This window comes from Ruminococcus sp. YE71, assembly GCF_900119155.1.
GTDB lineage: Bacteria > Bacillota > Clostridia > Oscillospirales > Ruminococcaceae > YE71.
The window spans coordinates 354223-372984 of record NZ_FPIR01000001.1 but is presented as its reverse complement, the minus strand read 5'-3'; the positions used below and the strand labels follow the sequence as shown (position 1 = coordinate 372984).

The 18762-nt window shown below is 51.8% G+C and carries 10 protein-coding genes; 5 read left to right on the top strand and 5 right to left on the bottom strand.

Annotated features, from left to right (window positions below):
- Window positions 1–382: 382 nt before the first annotated feature.
- Genes BT142_RS01615 through BT142_RS01600 form a run of 4 tightly spaced genes read right to left on the bottom strand, consistent with a single transcriptional unit; the run spans window position 383 to window position 4997 of the window.
- Window positions 383–1789 (bottom strand): DUF4340 domain-containing protein, encoded by a 1407-nt coding sequence (locus BT142_RS01615; RefSeq protein WP_072416449.1) that lies wholly within the window; start codon window positions 1787–1789, stop codon window positions 383–385.
- On the bottom strand, window positions 1786–3303 hold the full coding sequence (locus tag BT142_RS01610) for a GldG family protein (RefSeq protein ID WP_072416448.1): 1518 nt from the start codon (window positions 3301–3303) through the stop codon (window positions 1786–1788). Before BT142_RS01610 ends, BT142_RS01615 begins: the two co-directional genes overlap by 4 nt.
- Before the next feature lie 16 nt (window positions 3304–3319).
- The gene (locus tag BT142_RS01605) at window positions 3320–4051 is read right to left on the bottom strand and encodes an ABC transporter permease (protein ID WP_072416447.1); all 732 of its coding nucleotides are present in this window, start codon (window positions 4049–4051) and stop codon (window positions 3320–3322) included.
- Window positions 4052–4064: 13 nt separating this feature from the next.
- Complete coding sequence (locus tag BT142_RS01600; RefSeq protein WP_072416446.1) at window positions 4065–4997, bottom strand: ABC transporter ATP-binding protein; 933 nt, start codon at window positions 4995–4997, stop codon at window positions 4065–4067.
- A 711-nt stretch (window positions 4998–5708) separates the two neighbouring features.
- On the opposite strand from BT142_RS01600, the gene BT142_RS01595 reads away from it, so the two are divergent.
- Window positions 5709–8348: a glycoside hydrolase family 48 protein gene (locus BT142_RS01595; RefSeq protein WP_072416445.1), complete on the top strand. Its 2640-nt coding sequence runs from the start codon at window positions 5709–5711 to the stop codon at window positions 8346–8348.
- Between the two features lie 140 nt (window positions 8349–8488).
- Here BT142_RS01595 and BT142_RS01590 read toward each other — a convergent pair whose 3' ends face one another.
- Entirely contained in the window at window positions 8489–9271 is a 783-nt protein-coding gene (locus tag BT142_RS01590; protein ID WP_072416444.1) for an AraC family transcriptional regulator, read from the bottom strand.
- 327 nt (window positions 9272–9598) lie between these two features.
- Here BT142_RS01590 and BT142_RS01585 point away from each other — a divergent pair, with 327 nt between their 5' ends.
- The 4 genes from BT142_RS01585 to BT142_RS01555 all read left to right on the top strand — a co-directional run bounded on the left by BT142_RS01585 (window position 9599) and on the right by BT142_RS01555 (window position 18591).
- On the top strand, window positions 9599–11869 hold the full coding sequence (locus BT142_RS01585; protein ID WP_072416443.1) for a cellulase family glycosylhydrolase: 2271 nt from the start codon (window positions 9599–9601) through the stop codon (window positions 11867–11869).
- Window positions 11870–12497: 628 nt separating this feature from the next.
- On the top strand, window positions 12498–15890 hold the full coding sequence (locus BT142_RS18385; RefSeq protein ID WP_175444864.1) for a GDSL-type esterase/lipase family protein: 3393 nt from the start codon (window positions 12498–12500) through the stop codon (window positions 15888–15890).
- Between the two features lie 683 nt (window positions 15891–16573).
- Window positions 16574–17287, top strand: a complete 714-nt coding sequence (locus BT142_RS01560; RefSeq protein WP_072416442.1) for a LytR/AlgR family response regulator transcription factor — start codon at window positions 16574–16576, stop codon at window positions 17285–17287.
- Window positions 17288–17289: 2 nt separating this feature from the next.
- The gene (locus BT142_RS01555) at window positions 17290–18591 is read left to right on the top strand and encodes a sensor histidine kinase (protein ID WP_072416441.1); all 1302 of its coding nucleotides are present in this window, start codon (window positions 17290–17292) and stop codon (window positions 18589–18591) included.
- The last annotated feature ends 171 nt before the right edge of the window (window positions 18592–18762 follow it).

Sequence of the window (18762 nt, the reverse complement as noted above, 5' to 3'; positions counted from 1 at the left end):
TCGGCAAATCGGTGTGTTCTTGGGAGTTTGTGATAGTCTTTCATGTTGCGCCTTTCGGGACGGTTTTTCGGGATTTGCCGATTTTATGTTGGTGGGGGGATGTTGGTGCGCTTTGGCTTCAAAGCCTTATTCCCTTGGCGGGGACGCCGTCCCCGAGCCCCTGCTGGGGGACCCTTTGAAAAGGGTCTCCCCAGACCCCTCCTAAACTTTTTGAGTCTCTGGCGTATACGGGATGGAGGCTCTGTCCCTGAGTTACTGTTTGGGAACCCTTTGTAGCCGTGCGCAGCTAAGGCGGGGGTCTCCCTCCTAAACTTTTTAGTCTCTGGCGTGTACGGGTCATTTGTGATGAACAAAGCCCCGAGGTTTTCCTCGGGGCTTTCGCTTAATTCTTGTTTTCAATACCGAGGTCTTTTGATAAAAGCTCGATAAATTTCAGACAGCCGTTCGCTCCCGTGATGGCAGCCTTGCTTACCGTCATACCAAAACACTCGCCGTCTATATACGCCCAGTATGTCTCGTCATCGATCGGTACCAGCGCAAGCTCGCGCGTTGTACCGTCCGTGAGCGTGTACCTGAACGTGCAGGTCGGCTCGCCCATCTTCTCGGGTACGTCATCCCTGAATTCGTCATGCTTGATCTCGGATACCGACGCATATAAATACTCAAAATTCGCCGACGCATCCTCGTTTCCGCTCGCAATAACGTCGGTGTCGTCAAATACGTAACCCTTGTTCTCGTGGTCGATGGCTAACGTGTGCTTCTCGCCGTCAACCACGATCTCTAACGATGCCGCAGACATGAACGGAACACTCATCGCCTGCTTTGCCGTCAGATCGTACCACTTGCCCGACAGGAAAGCCGCACTGCCCTTTGACAGCGAGAACACCGCATAGGTGTCGGGGTCGTAGCCCCAGATCTCGGTGTCGTCCTCGCTGAATTCGGGGAATTCCAGCGTGATGGTCTTGTCGTTGGTCACAACCGTGTAAGTGTACGCGGGCTTGTCCAGTCCGTACTTCGCAAGCTCGGAACTGTCTTTGATAAAGCCCTCGAACTTTTCCGACTGTATGCGCACCATGTTCGTTATTACGGTGTTGACGATGATCGAGTCGATCGCGACATTGGTCTGCGGAGAGTTCAGCTTCCATATCGATGTGCTTTCGGTGTCGCGCGAAAGGTCGTAGCTGGTCTCGCCGTTGTGTACGACCGAGAACTGCTGTATCTCGCTGTCGTAGCAGTTGAGGAGGTAGGGACTGCGCAGGTCGGAAAGATCACAGCGCAGGCTCTTGCCCGTCTCGTCGTCGATGCAGTAGACCGTGTCGTCGTCGGGGAGCTTGACATAGCGGAACTCGTTCGTCGCCGTGCTGTTCCCGACGAGTATCGTGTAGTCGCTGTCGGGGGTGTGGCATACGACCGTTACGGGCGAGTCAAGACCGTACTTGCTCAGGTCGGCGGGATCCGCCTTGTGGTCGGCTGTGAGCTTGCCCATCGACGCCGCGACGACGTTGAGGAAGTAGCTGTTGAGCGTGAAGCTGTAAGGATAATCCGAATCTTCGATCACCCAGTCGCCTGTCTGCCCGAGCGTCACATGGAAATGACCGTCGGCGTTCGTAATGTCGATGCTGTTTACATCGGTGGAATTGAACGTGAGTAGCTTGAGCGCTTCGGTCTCCGCCTTCGAGAGGGCTTCCTCGGACGTCTTCTTGTGATCGACATAGAAGTACGCGCCTGCGGCACCGCCGAGAAGCGCTGCCAGCGAAACGCCTGTGACGATCAGTGATTTACGGTTCATTCTGAATACCTCCGTCTGAGCCATACTGCGCCGCCGAGAAGTCCGACAACGACAGGTACGGCAATAAAGAGAACGTTGGTCGCGGTTGCTTTTTTCTGGGTCTCGATGCTCATTTCGTCGAAGATGCGCTCCTTGCTCGCGATACCGAAGTCGAGAGCCTTTTCCGAGTCATACATCCACGAGAAAACAGACAGCTGTAAGTTTACGGAGATGACATTGTATGCCTGATAGATATTATCGTCGTCGATGAATTCGGCGTTGCCCATTACCATGATCTTGGAATTTGCACGGTTGCGGTCGGTGGAGAACATCGAAAGGTCGAGCACGCAGTTCTCGACGCGGTCACGGGGTTTTGCGCCGCCGAGAGGTTCGCCTACAGCGGTAGAGGAGCCATCGCCGATCCTGTCAACGGTCTGGAGCAGGGAGCCCACGGTAATGTTCTCCATGCTGTTGCCCTCGTTGTAGATCTGTGCGAAGCTGCGGGTAGCGGACATTACAGGCAGAGCGCCCTGATCGGTATATGTCTTCAGCTCGCTTGTGAGGTCGATGCTGTCGGTCTGCTCTGCTGCGACGATACTACAGAAGAAAGAGGTCTCATCATTCGGGGAGTGCAGGTCATCATCCTTCTCGTATACCATGTCGTAGTCCATCATGATGCTGTAGTCATGGAGGATCTTTTCAATGTTGGTGTAGTCGGTCTCGGCGCTGTTCGGAGACATCCAGAAGCAGATGTTTCCGCCGTTGTCGAGGTACTTGTTGAGTGTAGTAAGCTCGCTGTCGGAGATATCGTTCTGTGGTGCGGCTATGATTATTACAGACGCATCGTCGGGAACGGTATCGCTGGTGACCAGACTGAGGGTCTCAGCTTTGTAGTTGTGAGCCGAGAGGGCCTTTTTGAGGACGGTGTAATCGGTGTCGATGGACTTTTCGCCGTGGCCTGTCAGGAAATACATCTTGATCTCCTTACCGCTGACTACAGCCTCGATCGCGCCTGTGATGAGATTCTCACCTGTGAAGTAGACCGAGCTTACGGTCTGATTGCCGTCGGAGCTTTTGCTGCTGCGGGTCTCGAACATAGAGTTTGCGGGGATGAGCTTGCTCCTGCCCTCGCACTCGATTACGATGTCGCCCTGAGATACCGTGTAGCCCAAATCCTGGAGCTCCTTGGTCTTGTCGGGGTCGTTGTCGGGGTTGAACGATTGGAAGTTGATGCAGTCGTAGGACGAGTACTCTTTAAGTGCGTTGTAGAGCGGCATACTTTCGGTATCGGTGGAAAGCACGTCCATGTCGAACAGGAAGTAGAAGTTGACCTTCTTATCCACTGTTTTCAGGTAGTTCTTGGTCGGATCCGTGAGCTTGTAGATGCTCGTGGGGGTCATATCCCATATGATGTTCAGACGGGACACCATCAGATTGATCAGGACGACGATCGCCAGTGCGATCGCGGCGAACACAGCGGCAGCGACAGTAAAGCTGCGCGTCTTCTTCGGTTTTGCGGTTTCTTTATTTGCCATGTTCTATTCCCTCCAATCAGCGATGGCTCCAGCGGCGCTTTTCGATGTACAGAATGTTCCAGAACAGTACCAGTGCGGTAAGGCTGAGGAAGAACACGAGGTCTTCGAGACGGAACATACCCTGTGCGAAGAAAACGAAGCGGCGCTGCATAGAGAACCAGGTCACAACGGAATTAAGGTGCGGATAGCTCTGTACCATCTTGGTAGCGGCGAACTGATCGAGGAACAGGAAGCCCTCCATCACGATCTCACCGATTATCGCTGCGATGATGGCGCTGCTCTGCATGGACGAGAACAGCATACCGAGAGCGATGCACACCAGACCCCACAGGAAGAAGCTGATGTAGCCGCAGATGAGCGACGACCAGATAACTGCGCCGTGGAAGGATATGTAGATGGGGTAGAACAGCGAGAGCGCGATCATGAACAGAAACACGGTCACGATCGCAAGGAACTTCGCAAGGACGATCTGTGTAACGGTCAGCGGGCTCGTGAGCAGCTGTACCTCTGTACCGCCGCGGCGCTCGTCAGCAAAGGAACGCATCGTCAGGAGCGGTATTATAAAGATGAAGTAGAAGAAGTTGTTGTAGAACATATCGGGAAACGAGAACTGGAATACGCTCGACTGCATACTTGCGATCCTGTTCACGAACGCGAAGCCGAAAATCAGCATGAACAGCGCTGAGAGCACATACGCGAACGGCGAGTAAAAGAACGACTGGATCTCTTTTTTATATAAAGAAAACATTTTGCACACTCCTTTACTTCTTGCCCGTGAGTTCAAGGAATACCTGCTCAAGATCAGGCTTTTCCATAGACATCTCGGTGATGTTGATGTTGTTCTTGACCATTTCGCTCATGATCTCCTGACGAACCTTCTCGTTTTCGAGCCTGAGCCTGAAAACGTAGATATTGTCGTCCATATCCATGACATCTTCGATCTCGGTGACGCCGCTTATCTTCTTCAGAACAGCTGTGGCAGCATCCTGATCGCCCTCGATGGTAAGGATGAGCAGGGGCGAACCCGATGCCTTGCGTTCAAGGTTCTCGATGGTGTCGATGGCGCAGAGCTCACCCTTGTTGATGATGACTACGCGGTTGCAGACAGCGCTGATCTCGCCGAGGATGTGAGAGGACAGGATGACCGAATGATCCTTTCCGAGTTCGAGGATGAACTTTCTCAGCTCAGCCACCTGTGTCGGGTCAAGACCTACGGTCGGCTCATCGAGGATGAGCAGTTCGGGGTCGCCGATTATCGCCTGAGCGAGACCCACACGCTGCTTGTAACCCTTCGAGAGATTGCTTATCAGGCGGCGGCGCATATCGGTGAGTTCGAGGCGGACCATAGCCTTCTCGACCTCCTTCTTGCGGTCTCCGCGGCGGATGCCCTTGATGCCCGCACAGTAGCGCAGGTACTCCTCGACGCGCATATCGGGGTAGAGGGGCGGTATCTCGGGGAGATAGCCGATGCAGCGCTTTGCGGCTCTTGCGTCCTCTTTGATATCGTGTCCGCTGACGGTGACAGTGCCCGAAGTTGTGGGCAGATAGCCTGCGATGATGTTCATCGTAGTGGATTTGCCCGCACCGTTCGGACCGAGAAATCCAAGGATCTCATTGTCCCTGATCTCAAAGCTCAGGTCACTTACAGCCGTAACGTGACCGTATTGCTTTGTCAGGTTCTTAACTTCAACCATAAAAGGCTCCTTTCATCTTATTAACAGGATCGGTTTAGTCAAATTGTTGATGTGCCCCGATGTCCCTTTCGGGCGGATACACATATACTTGTATTATCCTATATAAAAGTGAACCTGGAATGTATAAAATATGCATTTTTGGAGAATACTTGGTGAGAACAAATAAAACTTTGCGCCGACAGCAAAAAAATGTAGACGAAGTGTTGCCGTAAGGCGGCAGACACAAAAAACGCGAAAAAACGCGTTATGTTCAGAAAAGTTACACCTGAAATTTACCGAAAATTCAAAAACGTCCAAAAAATTGGATATAATAAACAAGGCGTGAGCGGCTGTAGTGGTCAAACCGCCGAAATTTGATTTCTAAACGATTAAGTACCCCGAAAAGCTTGAAAATTAAAGATATTAGATAATATAGACAAATGAAATACAGTTTTGGTGTTCAAACCGCTGAAAATGTTGCTTTTAAACGATTAAGTGTGCAAAAACACTTGCAAAATAAAAAAAATAGTGTATAATAATTTGTAGGAATAGTGGTATATTTGTGTGGTTTTTGTGCGCGGTGAAGATCGCGGCAGTGTGTTAGCCTTTGATACACTGCAAAAAAGACCCCATGGATATCATTCACTGTTACGTTCAAAAGCGCAGGCTAAGCCTGCAAACAAACCAACGGCAAGAGATTGCCGGATCATTCTTTTGAGAGGAGAATATTAAATGGTTTCTAAGAAAATCAAGGCTGCAGTTGCAAGTGTCCTGACCGCAGCAATGGCTGCAAACGTTGTTTCCGCAGCTATCCCCGCATCCGCTGCTACTTCTCAGAGAACTAAGGCTAACCAGTATGGTGAAGATACCTATGCTCAGCGCTTTATGTCTCTCTACTACGATGTAGTTACCCAGGGTCAGCAGAACGGCTATATGTCGTCCAACAACGGCGGTGCTAATTCCTTCGGTATCCCCTACCACTCCAAGGAAGAGGTTATCATCGAGGCTCCTGACTACGGTCACGAGACTACTTCCGAGGCTATGTCCTACCTCGTATGGGTTGCAGCAATGCACGACAACATCGTTAAGAACTCCGGTCAGACCTTCAGCGGTCAGTCCGTAGGCGACCTCGCTAAGGCTTGGAAGACCATGGAGGTAATGATCCCTGATACTCAGGATTCCTTCTGGGCTGCCAGCTCTGTAAGCGCTCAGTACTGCGGCGAGTATGATACTCCCGATCAGTGCCCGAACGCTTGGGCAGGCGAGGCTAGCAAGACTGCTTCCAACCCGATCTTCAGCAAGTTCACAAAGGTTTACAACGGCAAGAACAGCAAGGGCGGTCTCTACCTGATGCACTGGCTGGCTGACGTTGATAACTGGTATGGTTTCGGCTCCGGCACAGACTTCACCTTCATCAACACCTTCCAGCGCGGCGAGCAGGAGTCCTGCTGGGAAACTGTTCCGTTCCCCTGCATCGAGGAGAAGAAGGCCGGTAACAAGGAACAGGGTATCAAGGGTATCTTCAACAGGGATGCTGTAGTAACTCCTCAGTGGGCTTACACCAACGCTCCTGACGCTGAAGACCGTGCAATCCAGGGTGTATATGACGCTACCAAGTGGGGTCTTGAAGGCATTGATGACATTCAGGCTAAGGCTTCTGAGATGGGTGATGAGCTCCGTAACAATATGTACGATAAGTACTATCAGACCATCGCTACCAACACCAGCTGGACCAACGGCAACGCAGGCGACAACTCCAAGCACTACCTGATGAACTGGTACACTTCCTGGGGCGGCGCTCTCAAGAGCACAGGTCAGGATTGGTGCTGGCAGATCGGTTGCTCGCACGCTCACGAGTTCTATCAGAACCCGCTGGCTGCTTACGCTCTGCTTAACGACCTGTCCTCCGACATGAAGGCTGAAGGCGCTAAGGCTGATTACCAGAAGTCCCTCGAGAGACAGCTCGAGTTCTACCTCTGGCTCCAGTCCTCTGACGGTCCTATCGCCGGTGGTGCTACCAACTCCTACCATGGCCGTTACGAAACTTATCCTTCCGGCGTTCCTACCTTCTATGGTATGATGTACGTTGAGCATCCTGTATATGCTGACCCGGGCTCCAACCACTGGACCGGTAACCAGGTATGGGCTGTACAGCGTCTCGCTGAGCTCTACTACTGGGTAAAGAGCGGCAAGGGCGGCGACACCACCGGCGTTAGACCCGGCGGAATGTCCATGGAAGCTGCTCTTGAGCAGATCCTCGACAAGTGGTGCGCATGGTTCGTTAACAACACCGTTCTCACCTCTGACGGCGACTTCTATATGCCTTCCAACCTTGATTGGCAGGGTCAGCCTGACAGCTGGAACGGCACCGCTACTAACAACAGCGGCCTGAGCTGCACTATCTCCGGCTACGGCAACACTGACCTCGGCTGCGTATCTTCGCTCGCTAACACTCTTATCTACTATGCAGCAGCTAAGGGCGTTAAGGATTCCGAGATCAGCGGTCTTACCGAGACCTCTGTAGGCGGTTCCTTCAACTACAACATTGAGGGTGCTACCAACATTAAGAAGGGCACTAAGGTTTACGCTTCCTCCAAGGATGCTAACCTGCCTAAGGCTTCTCTGTACCTCGCTCAGCAGCTGATCGACCGTGCATGGACTCTCGGCCGCGACGACATCGGTATGTCCAGAACTGAGCACAACGGCTCGCTCGCACGTTTCTTCAGCCAGGGCGTATACATTCCTGAGAATTACCACGGCGAGATGCCTAACGGCGACAAGCTTGAGCACGGCGCTACATTCGAGAGCATCCGCTCCATGTATGCTGATGCAAGCAAGTGCAAAGGCGCTAAGACTTCTTCTGAGGCTACTCAGCTCGTTGCTAAGCTCAGAGAAGCTTACAATAAGGACGTTGCTAACGGTGCTAAGTGGTCCGGCGACTACTCCGCATCCAGCGAAGAGGGTAAGGCTGAGCTCGCGAAGTTCAAGAACGTTGCTGCTGTTGACCTGAGCTACCACAGATTCTGGCACGCAGGCGACGACATGATGGCTCTCGGCGTAATGGCTACTCTGTATCCTAACCTGAAGCCTACCGGAACTACTCCTACTCCTAAGTATCCTGTAGCTAAGGCTACTACCTCCAAGAACGCATTCAAGCTTGACTGGACCGCTGTTGATGGCGCAGACAAGTACTGTGTTGCTTACTACACCGCTGGTAAGTGGAAGATCCTTGCTCAGGGCAATGTTCTTACTTACAGCAGAACCGGCGTTCCTGCTGGCACTTACAAGGTTGTTGTTGGCGCAAGAATCAACGGCAACTGGGATACCAGCAACATCAACAAGAGAGCTATCACCCTCACTATCCCGGGCTGATAAGGTCTCTGAACCGAATATCGGATCAACTTCGGCAGTTCCTTCGGGAACTGCCGTTTTTTTGTGATAAAAAACGGCGAACTTCCCGATCTGAGGCGATCGGAAAGTTCACAGCCGATGTATAATGTGTTCTTCGATGGTTATTCGTGGTGCTTTCGGTATTCGAGCGGTGTGATGCCGCATCGTTCCTTGAACTGCCGCGTGAAATGCTCGTAGTTGCGGTAGCCGCATTTTCCCGCGATGTCGTGGGCGGTCAGGTTCGTGGACGTCAGGAGCATCATCGCGTATTCCATCTTGGCGTTGATGAAATCCTGCACGAAAGTCACGCCGAAGGTCTTTTTGTAGTAGTACTGGAAGGAAGCGGGGCTCATGCGGACTTCATGAGCCGCCCAGGTGATGGAACGGGGGATGTACGGCTCGGCGTAGATCTTGTGGCGGATGGTCAGCAGCATCTCGTGCTCGGAATCGTGTATCTGCTCGTCGGGCAGATGGAGCACATCGCTGACGCGGTTGAAGATCAGCCACATATAGTGCTGCATATTCTCCTGAGCATAGGGTGACCTTGAAGCGAACTCGTCAGCCACCGCCTTGATGCACCAGCTGAGAAACTCGATCGAATCTGTCCTGATCCCCTGCGCGTAGGGGATCTTTCTTTTGAGGAATTCTTCCTCCTCGCCCTGCCCGAAACTGAAATGCACCCAGTCGTTTGCGAACTCGTGCTTGGGGACGCAACGGTAGTACTGCGGCATCCCCTGCGGGAACAAAAAGAACGAATCCTTCGGTATTTTTACGTCTTTTTTGTTCAGCGTGAAGATGGCATTCGTCTTCAGCAGCAGCAGCAGACAGTCGCCGCTGCCCGTCGGACGATCGATAAAAAAATCCGCATCGTGCCTGTGATTATAGCCGACATTGTTAATTTTCATCTATATCACCCGATTTTCAAAAAACATCATCTATCTTATATTATATATCATTGCCTATACATTGTCAATAGTATATAATAAATATAGTTAATGTATATGCGCATATTTCACAGACCGACTATCCCCGAAGCCGCCGATCACGGCTGAAAGGATGCGTCATCCCCTCACAGCTGACCGTCAGCAAGCGCTGTGAGTACAAATGAAGAAGCTAAGGCAGTAACGCTGTGCTTGCGGTACTGCCCGAAGGTCTGCCGTCAGATCAGGGAGGGTAAGGCGGCAGGCTGAATCACAACCATATTTACTTGTTCTTAAAAAGGAGAATGTATTATGATGATAAAAAGCCGAAAGGCTCTAACAATTTCAATGGTCTGTGCTCTGGCTCTGTCAAGCCTGACGTTCGTTGAACCGACAAACGCAGAGGCAGCAGGCTTCGATAAGACCGCGCAGGAAACAGTCACAGATATGGGCTTCGGTTGGAACCTCGGCAACTCGCTCGACAGCTACTCGGGCACGACATTCGGCTCCAACAGAGGAAGCACCTCTTCCGAGACTGCATGGGGCAACCCCGCGACCACCAAGGCAATGATCGACATGGTCAAGCAGTCGGGCGTCAAGACTATCCGCGTTCCTGTCACCTGGTATGAGCATATGGATCCCAACACCTACCAGATCGATCAGGTGTGGATGAACAGAGTCGAAGAGATCGTCAACTGGGTGCTTGAGGATGATATGTACTGCATCATCAACGTTCACCACGACACAGGCGAAAAGGGCTGGCTCAAGGCTAACAGCAACAATCTCCAGAACAAGAAGCAGATATTCACCTCTATCTGGGAGCAGGTGAGCGATAACTTCAAGGATTACGGCGACAAGCTGCTGTTCGAGGGCTTCAACGAGATCCTCGACGGCACCGAGAACCAGTGGTGGATTCCCGGCTCCGAGGCTTGCCCCATCTCGAATGATCTCAACCAGATCTTCGTTGATACCGTCAGAAAGTCGGGCGGCAACAACAGCAAGAGAACTCTCGTCTGCAACACCTACTGTGCAGGCGCGAACAACGAGATCACAAGCCAGTTCGTTCTTCCGAGAGATACCGTAAGCAACAAGATCATCGTTCAGACTCACGTTTACCAGCCGTTTGAGTTCACCCACGAGGACTACCCGAACGTTACTACCTGGACAAGCGGCCCCCTTGACAACGTGCTGAATAACATCAACAGAACCTTCGTAAAGAAGGGCATCCCCGTTATCGTCGGTGAGTTCGGCTGCGCAAACAAGGGCAACATGGATCAGATCACCTCGTGGTCGAGATACCTCGTTGAAAAGTGCACCAACTACGGCATCGGCTGCATCTGGTGGGATAACGGTAATCAGTACAAGATCTACAACCGCCGTACTCTGAAGGTGTCCCAGCCCGAACTGCTCAACGCTATGCTTGAAGCGGCTGGCACAGGCACTACCATCGTTGATCCCCCCGCACCCGCTGAGGTAAGGGGCGACGTTAACGGCGACGGCAAGCTCGACAAGACCGACGTTGAGCTGACCCAGAAGTACATCGTTGAGCTCATCTCTGACATCAGCTACAAGGCTGACTTCAACATGGACGGCGAGATCAACGTGACCGACCTCATCGAGATGGAGAGAGAGATCGCTAATCCTACTCAGCAGGTAAGCGACCCCAACAACCTCTGCGCTAACGAGGACAACTGGGCAAGCTGGACAGAGACTTCCAACGGCGCTTCGGGCGAGATGACCTACGTTGACAACGGCGTTTCGATGCAGGTCAATGCAGGCGGCAAGAACGACTGGGACGCTCAGTTCTTCTATGACGCTATCACCCTTGAACAGGGCGCTACCTACAAGGTATCCTTCGACTACGTTTCCGAAAAGCCCCAGTCCGCATTCTTCATGATAAATCAGGGTCACGGAGACTACCTGCATTTCTACAGCGACACCCTTGACTGGTCCACCAACGTTCAGCACTACACCGCTACCTTTACCTACACAGGCGCTACCGATCCTGCCTGCCGTGTAACATTCAACCTCGGCGGCACAGGCGCAGTAGTTCCGAACAAGTCCACCGTGACCAACCTTTCGCTCGTTAAGGTGAGCGGCGGCTCCAACACTGACCCCCAGACCCCTCAGACCCCTGATAACCCGCAGACAGGCGTTAACCTCACCCCCGACGCTTCCAAGTTCTACGGCTGGTGGTCGGAGGAGAGCGGCGCATCCGCAAACTTCACCAATCTGAGCAACGGCTTCCAGATCCACGTAAACAATTCGGGCACCGAGAACTGGCAGGTGCAGGGCGCATATCCCGGCATCGAGTTCGTAGAGGGCGCTACCTATGAGATCTCGTTCGACTATCAGGCGGACAGAAATCTCGACCTGGGCTGCAAGATCCAGCAGAACTACGATCCTTACGGTCAGTACCACTACATTCCGCTGACCTTCACTAACCAGAAGCAGCACCACTCCTCCAAGTTCACCATGACCGAGGATACTGACGACGATACAGCATTCGTATTCACATTAGGCGCAGCAGGATCGAACTACAACGTTACGGTCACCGATCTGGTCATCAAGAGGATCTCCTGATACGATTTATTGAATAGAGAAGTGCTATCATAGTTTCTTGGAAAATCCCCTGTCGGTACACCCGTCAGGGGATTTTTTTGTCGCTGCCTGCGGGTTTAACCGGGGGAAACCTTTCTGAAGAAAGGTTCTCCCCCAGACCCCCTTCCAAAGACTTTTAATACTTTTTGGCTTTTGAGTGTCTCTTCCTTACTTTGTGCAGGTCGGAACATTTGTGGTTCTTCTTTTCATTAGTGCGGCCATGCCAAAAAGACGTTCATGAGAGCGTAACGCTTCATTCAGATAACACTTTATAAATGGCAAGAGCCTATCTTCCCCAACACATCTAAATGACGAAAATATTAAAAGTTTTAGGAAAGGGGTTCGGGGGGGAGGACCCTTTTTCTAGCCGTGCGAAGCTAAGGCGGACGTGCGAAGCTAAGGCGGACGTGCGAAGCTAAGGCTGGTCTCCCCCAAGAGCATCCGCAGTCGCCACTGCATCTGGTACAAAAAATGTGCGGAATACAAACAAAATATGTAAATAATCCACTATTTTTTCAAAAATATTGATTGACAGGTAAATATGTCATCTGATATAATTAAAATAATGGTCTTACTGTGAATAAAGATGCATAGAATGGAGGTAATAAACATGAATCTGTTTCACAGAAAGAAAGTGTCACGATGTTCAAAAGTTCTGGGCGGAATGTCCGTGGCGATGATGGCACTTTCGACTTTTTCGGCAGGCACGGCTTTAAAAGCTGATGCCGCAACGGTAAACTGGAAGTTCGACCTCGGCGGGTCGGGCACGGCAGGCGGCTACACGGGAGTTTCCGCGGGCGACGGCTACAACAGTTCCAGAGGGTACGGCTTTTCGGGAAGCGTTTCAAACGTCAGCGCAGGCGGCTCGGGCGCACTTTCCGATGCGGTCAAGTTCACGGGCGGCACGTTCAACGTCGATCTTCCGAAGGGACTTTATCAGCTGACCGTGGTAACGGGCAATACCAAGCGCACTTCCATCAAGGTCGAGGGTATGTATCAGATGATAAACCTCACGGGAACTAACGCGAGGGAGACTATACAGGTCCCTGTTACGGACGGACAGCTGAATATTCAGGCAGTTGCAGGAATGAACAATTCCGAATACTCCATCTCCTCGATCGAGATCACTCAGCTGAACACAACGGGCGAGATGAAACCGACTATCTGGATATGCGGCGACTCCACCGTTGCAAATTACTACAACACGGCTGATACCGCACAGCACGGCTGGGGACAGTATCTGAACAACTATGTCAACACCAACGTGTTTGAAGTCCGCAATCAGGCTTCGAGCGGTCAGTATGCAAAGGGCTTCTATCAGGATGGTCAGTTCGACCCGATAAAGACCTACGGAAAAGCGGGGGATTACTACATAATCTCCATCGGCATCAACGACACCAACTATTCCAACGCCGACGAGTATTATAACATAGTGACCGAGATGGTCAAGGCGGCTAAGGCTAAGGGAATGAACGTCATACTCGTTAAACAGCAGGGCAGACGCGGCGACTTCAACCGCAGTCCGAAACTCGGCGGAAGATGGTTCGGCGGTCAGCTCGACACTATCGCGAAGGAACAGAACGTCACCTGCGTTGACCTGTTCAACGCCTGGCAGGATTTCGGTTTCAGCATCGGCGGCTATGACGCTATGGGCGAATACTACGCCGCAAACGACGACCTGCACCAGAGTGCAAAGGGCGCTCAGAAAAACGCCGAGCTCGTGGCAAACCTCATGAAGATCGGCGATACCGAGATGGATACGAGCGTTTACTACACCTTCAAGAACACGAACAGCGGTCTTGTGATGGACGTTGCCAACGCCGAGATCAAGGAGGGTGCGAATGTCCAGCAGTGGAGCGCGAACGGTCAGAACAATCAGAAGTGGAAGCTGACCCCCTTCAATAACGGCACTACATATTATTATGTACGCTCTGCCGCTGACGAGAACTACGTGTGGAAGGCTATGACGGGCTCCGCAGGCGGAAATATCGAGCTTGTGCCCTATTCGGGCAAGGACAGCATGATGCTGTTCCAGTTCACGAAGCTCGGCGACGGTTCTTACTACATCTCCACCCGTTCGTCCAAGGACGCTTGCTTCGTTGAGACCGCTTCCGCAAGCAAGGAGAACGGCGCGAACGTTCAGCAGTGGGGAATGTCCTACAGCAAGTGCCAGAACTGGAAGGCGGAAAAGTGCGAGAAGACCGATGACCCCGTCGATCCGCCCGCACCCGAAGAACCCACCGCATCGGTGCCGACCATGATCGGCGACCTTAATCAGGACAGCATCATCGACCTTTCCGATCTGGTGCTCCTCAAGCGCGCCGCGGACAAGAACAGCGGATACGTTTCCCTGCCCGTTACGGTCTGCGACCTTAACGGCGACGGCGCTGTCACCGATGACGACGTCCGCATCATGCAGGAGTTCCTCGTGGGGCTGAGAGAACAGCTCGTTGAGAACAGCAGTCAGCGCTATTACGCGATCGACGCTGAGGGCTACGAAGGCATCGAAGAGACCATTAACGGCGGCTTTGAAGGTACAGCTTACTGGAATTACAACAATGTTCTCGGCAGTTACCTCAACTGGACGGTCACCGCTCCCGCAGACGGCGACTATACAGTCACCTTCCGCTATGCCAACGGTTCGACCGACGACCGCTCCATGAAGATCACCGTCAACGGCGGTTCGGCTTATTATCTGGATTTCAACGGCACGGGCGCATGGACGAACTGGGAAGAAAAGAGCATCGTCCTTCCGCTGAAGGCAGGCAAAAACACCATTAAGACCGAGTCCAACACTTCAAACGGCGGCCCGAATATGGACTATATGACGGTCGAGGCTTATAACGGCTCGGCACTCTCCGAAGGCGGAAATTACTACGCGGTGGATCAGACCTGGGAAGAGGGCGTTATCGAGACCACCAACGCAGGATACACAAGCGAAAAAGGCTACATCAACCTCGACAATAACGATTCGAGCAATATCACCTTTACGGTCAATGTGAAGAATGCAGGAAACTACATGACGCACATCCGCTTTGCCAACGGCTCCACCACCGACCGCCAGATGAAGATATATGTCAACGGCGATACCGGCCGCTTCTGGCTCCAGTCCTTCACGGGCACGGGCGCATGGACGAACTGGACCGAGTTCGGCATCGTGCTTCCGCTGGTGCAGGGTGTCAATACCATAAAGATGGTATCGGCAGTTGCAGGTCAGGGCGGTCCGAACCTTGATTACATCAACCTCACGCCCACCGACGAACCCTACGGCGAGACCTACGACCCCGAAAGCTATCAGCAGCAGCTGGACGCTAACAAGCCCACCGTCTTCATCCTCGGCGACTCGACGGTGCAGTCCTACCGCGCAAGCTATGCTCCTCAGCAGGGTTGGGGCTACTATCTGGCTGACTACTTCAACGGCGGCGTCAATGTCGAGAACTACTCGATGGCGGGCAGAAGCACCAAGAAGGCATACGACGAGGGCAGATGGAGCAGTCTTGTCAGCGCCCTGAAACCCGGTGACTACGTGCTGATACAGTTCGCGATAAACGACGCGGGCAAGTCGAACGCCGACCGTTACGCTCCTGTCTGCGGCAACGTTGACAACCCGACCTCGGGCTCGTATGAGTGGTACATGACACAGTTCATCAAGGACGCGAATGCCAAGGGCGCGACCCCGATTCTGGTAACTACCGTTATCGGCATGGGCGCGTACAACAGCTCGCAGGGACGCTTCGTGAACAGCTACACCGACTACTGCAACGCCTGCAAGAGTCTGGCGGCTAAGTACTATATCCCCTGCATCGACCTGAACACCATCATGGTGAACCACTACAACTCCGTGGGCTACAACACTGCGCTTTCCTATCATCTGATGGGCGCGGTAAGCGGCTCGACTGACGGCACACACTTCTGCGAGAAGGGTGCGAACATCGTGGCAGGTCTTGTGGCCAAGGCTGTCAAGGATCAGAAGATAAACGGTCTTTACGGCTTTGTGAAATAATACGGTCTGTTAAAAGAACAGTCGGCTGTGATGCGAAGAACATCATAGCCGACTGATTTTTTTCTTCTAAAACGGGTGCCGAAAAAGGCAGAAGCGCCGATACTTCACATCGAGGTATCGGCGCTTCCGATCTGGGAATATATGCTTACAAGTAAAAGGAACGGACATTTTAAGACCGTGTGCTTTTCCCCGATACGGCGAACGCTGAACAAAAGCACAAAAAAGTCAGAATTTTTTTGATGTCAAATAATTGACATAAAATTCAAATTGTGATATAATAAATTAGATAAAAGATCTAATGCTTACTCTGTTTTATACCGGATGCCGCGAAAATACGGTCGTTACAGACTTTTTTCGTCAGTCCCGAACGGCACTCGGTATACAAGATTTGTCACGATCACCAGTCCCACCAGCCGAACATAGTAAAACCTCCTTTTCTTCGGATACGCTCCGTTACTCTCGTTCCTATGGTTTTATTATAGCACATTATCTGCCGAAGGCAAATATTTTTTGGAGCAAACGGTATAAAAACCAGAGTAAACCGCATTAAGGGGGTCAGCTCATCGGCACTTTCCCGTAAAAACGATTACAAGGGGGATATTTGCGGCGGCTTTTTCATCCGTATCGCCGTGATGTGCGCATGACCACGATCATTATTGCTTTTAGTAAGGGGGGATCCTTGTATGAGAGTTGCGATCTGTGACGATCAGATGCTCTTTCATTCAGAGCTGATAAAGCATCTTGATAATTTTGCGAAAAAGAGAAATCTCATAATGGTATACCACAGCTATACCAGCGGATTCGATCTTATTAACAGTCAGAACGAGTATGATCTGATATTTATGGATTATCAGATGTCGGAGATCGACGGCCTTGAGACCGCCAGAAGGATAAGAGAGAAAAACGACAGAACAGCGATCATCTTCCTCACAAGTTTTCCCGATATCGTCTTTGATACATTTGAGGTGAACGCCTACAGGTTCCTGATAAAGCCCGTCAAGGTGGATAAGCTGGAGGCGGCTCTCGACTCGTATCTCGCGGAAAATGAGGGAGCGGGATTCATACTTATCAAGACCGATGAGAACAACCGCAAGATAAACATCAACGACATAATCTACATAGAGGCGACTGACAAATACTGCAATATACGGACGAATGAGGGTACTTTCCTTTACAAGAAGACCTTGTCCGAGATCGAAAAGCAGCTTCCGCAGGACAGGTTCTTCCGCTGTCACAGGACGTACCTTGTGGGGTTCCGCCACATCGTCTCCCACACGGCGACGGACATAATCTTCGACAATAAGGAGAGGGCGCTTATCAGCAGGGCGAAGCTCTCGCCCTTCAGAAAAGCCTTTGCCGACTATATCAAGCGGTATAATTTTCGGAGAGGTAGCTGAAAATGACGATCATTTCTTTCCTGGCGATGCTCGCCAATCTTGCGGAACAGCTCCTGATCGTTCAGCTTTCAAAGATCGTCTGCGGCATAAGGACGTCGCGAAGCAGGGTCTTGGGGTATCTTGTCCTTGTCATCTCCATTATCCCTGCGCCGATACTGATAAGCAAGCCCGATGTTTTTCCGAAAACGGTGACGCAGATACTGTTCATTTTCTACTGTGTCGGGCGGATAGCCGCGTTCAGCATGATACTGGACGGGTTCAGTCAGAAAATAATATACATCTTCTTTCTGACCATGTGTCCGCCTCAGATATACATGAATATCTGTCAGGCTTTCATCGACAACGGCGAGATCAGCAATCTGGTCTCCTTCATGATCGACGTCGCCGCGCTGTCGCTGATACTGTTCTATATCAAGCGGAAAAAGCTGGAGATGGTCGTCCATCGGACGGTGGGCTCCTTCCCGAAAAAGCTGTATGTGAACATACTCTTTCTCCTGCTGATAGCGGCGGTCTTCGTCATGGGCGAGAATAAGCCGAATCATGAGCTTTACTACAAGATATACATACTGCCCTGCATGATAGGGCTGATAATCACCGCCATCTCCATCATACAGATAAGCGTGTCGGAGGCGGAGAAAAAGACGACGGTGGATATGCTGTCAAAGCAGGTCGAGAATGAGGTCAAGTACTACGAGAAGATAAACGCCATCTACGGCGAGTTCAAGAGCTTCAGACACGACCTGAAAAACCACATGATCTGCCTGCGGAGCCTTATCGAAGCGGACGAGACCGAAAAGGCGCTGAGATACATCGACGAGCTGGAAGGTCTTTCGGCGGCGGAGAAGAATCAGTTCAATTCGGGAAACATCATCATCGACGCGCTCCTGAACGATAAGAACGAAAGAGCCGCGGCGATAAACACAAAGATAGTATTCTCGGGGCGTGTGCCTTCGGCAGGTATAAGCAACGTTGACCTGTGCATAATCACGGCGAACGCCATAGACAACGCCATCGAAGCCTGCGGAAAGGACACTTCGGGTATGCCCAAGATCATCAGGGCGGAAGCCGACTGTCAGCAGGGGTTCTTCTTTTTCACCATCACAAACCCTATCTATGAGGCTGTGGAGATAAAGGAGAACAACACCATCCCGACCTCTAAGGAGGACAAGGAACATCACGGTTTTGGCGTGATGAACATTATCACCACCGTCAAAAAGCACGACGGCGATGTTCACCTGTCAGCCGACGACAGGCAGTTCAGGCTCGAACTTGAGCTGGTGCTGAGTCAGGAAATAGCCGAATAAGAACAGCAAACGACCTTCCCCCGCAGCTGAGGGAAGGTCGTTTTTTCGAGGGTCAATATGGAGTGTCAGTTATACTGACCCCCAAAAGGCCGGCAGAGAGAGGACTGCTGACCTTTTGGCGATCGGTATCAGACAGCAAAGGGATAATTGTCCGTGCTTTTGGTGCCGTTC

Excerpts from the sequence above, each read along its gene's own strand:
- BT142_RS01615 (WP_072416449.1), bottom strand. The coding sequence starts at position 1,789 with ATGAACCGTAAATCACTGATCGTCACAGGCGTTTCGCTGGCAGCGCTT.
- BT142_RS01610 (WP_072416448.1), bottom strand. The coding sequence starts at position 3,303 with ATGGCAAATAAAGAAACCGCAAAACCGAAGAAGACGCGCAGCTTTACT.
- BT142_RS01605 (WP_072416447.1), bottom strand. The coding sequence starts at position 4,051 with ATGTTTTCTTTATATAAAAAAGAGATCCAGTCGTTCTTTTACTCGCCG.
- BT142_RS01600 (WP_072416446.1), bottom strand. The coding sequence starts at position 4,997 with ATGGTTGAAGTTAAGAACCTGACAAAGCAATACGGTCACGTTACGGCT.
- BT142_RS01595 (WP_072416445.1), top strand. The coding sequence starts at position 5,709 with ATGGTTTCTAAGAAAATCAAGGCTGCAGTTGCAAGTGTCCTGACCGCA.
- BT142_RS01590 (WP_072416444.1), bottom strand. The coding sequence starts at position 9,271 with ATGAAAATTAACAATGTCGGCTATAATCACAGGCACGATGCGGATTTT.
- BT142_RS01585 (WP_072416443.1), top strand. The coding sequence starts at position 9,599 with ATGATGATAAAAAGCCGAAAGGCTCTAACAATTTCAATGGTCTGTGCT.
- BT142_RS18385 (WP_175444864.1), top strand. The coding sequence starts at position 12,498 with ATGAATCTGTTTCACAGAAAGAAAGTGTCACGATGTTCAAAAGTTCTG.
- BT142_RS01560 (WP_072416442.1), top strand. The coding sequence starts at position 16,574 with ATGAGAGTTGCGATCTGTGACGATCAGATGCTCTTTCATTCAGAGCTG.
- BT142_RS01555 (WP_072416441.1), top strand. The coding sequence starts at position 17,290 with ATGACGATCATTTCTTTCCTGGCGATGCTCGCCAATCTTGCGGAACAG.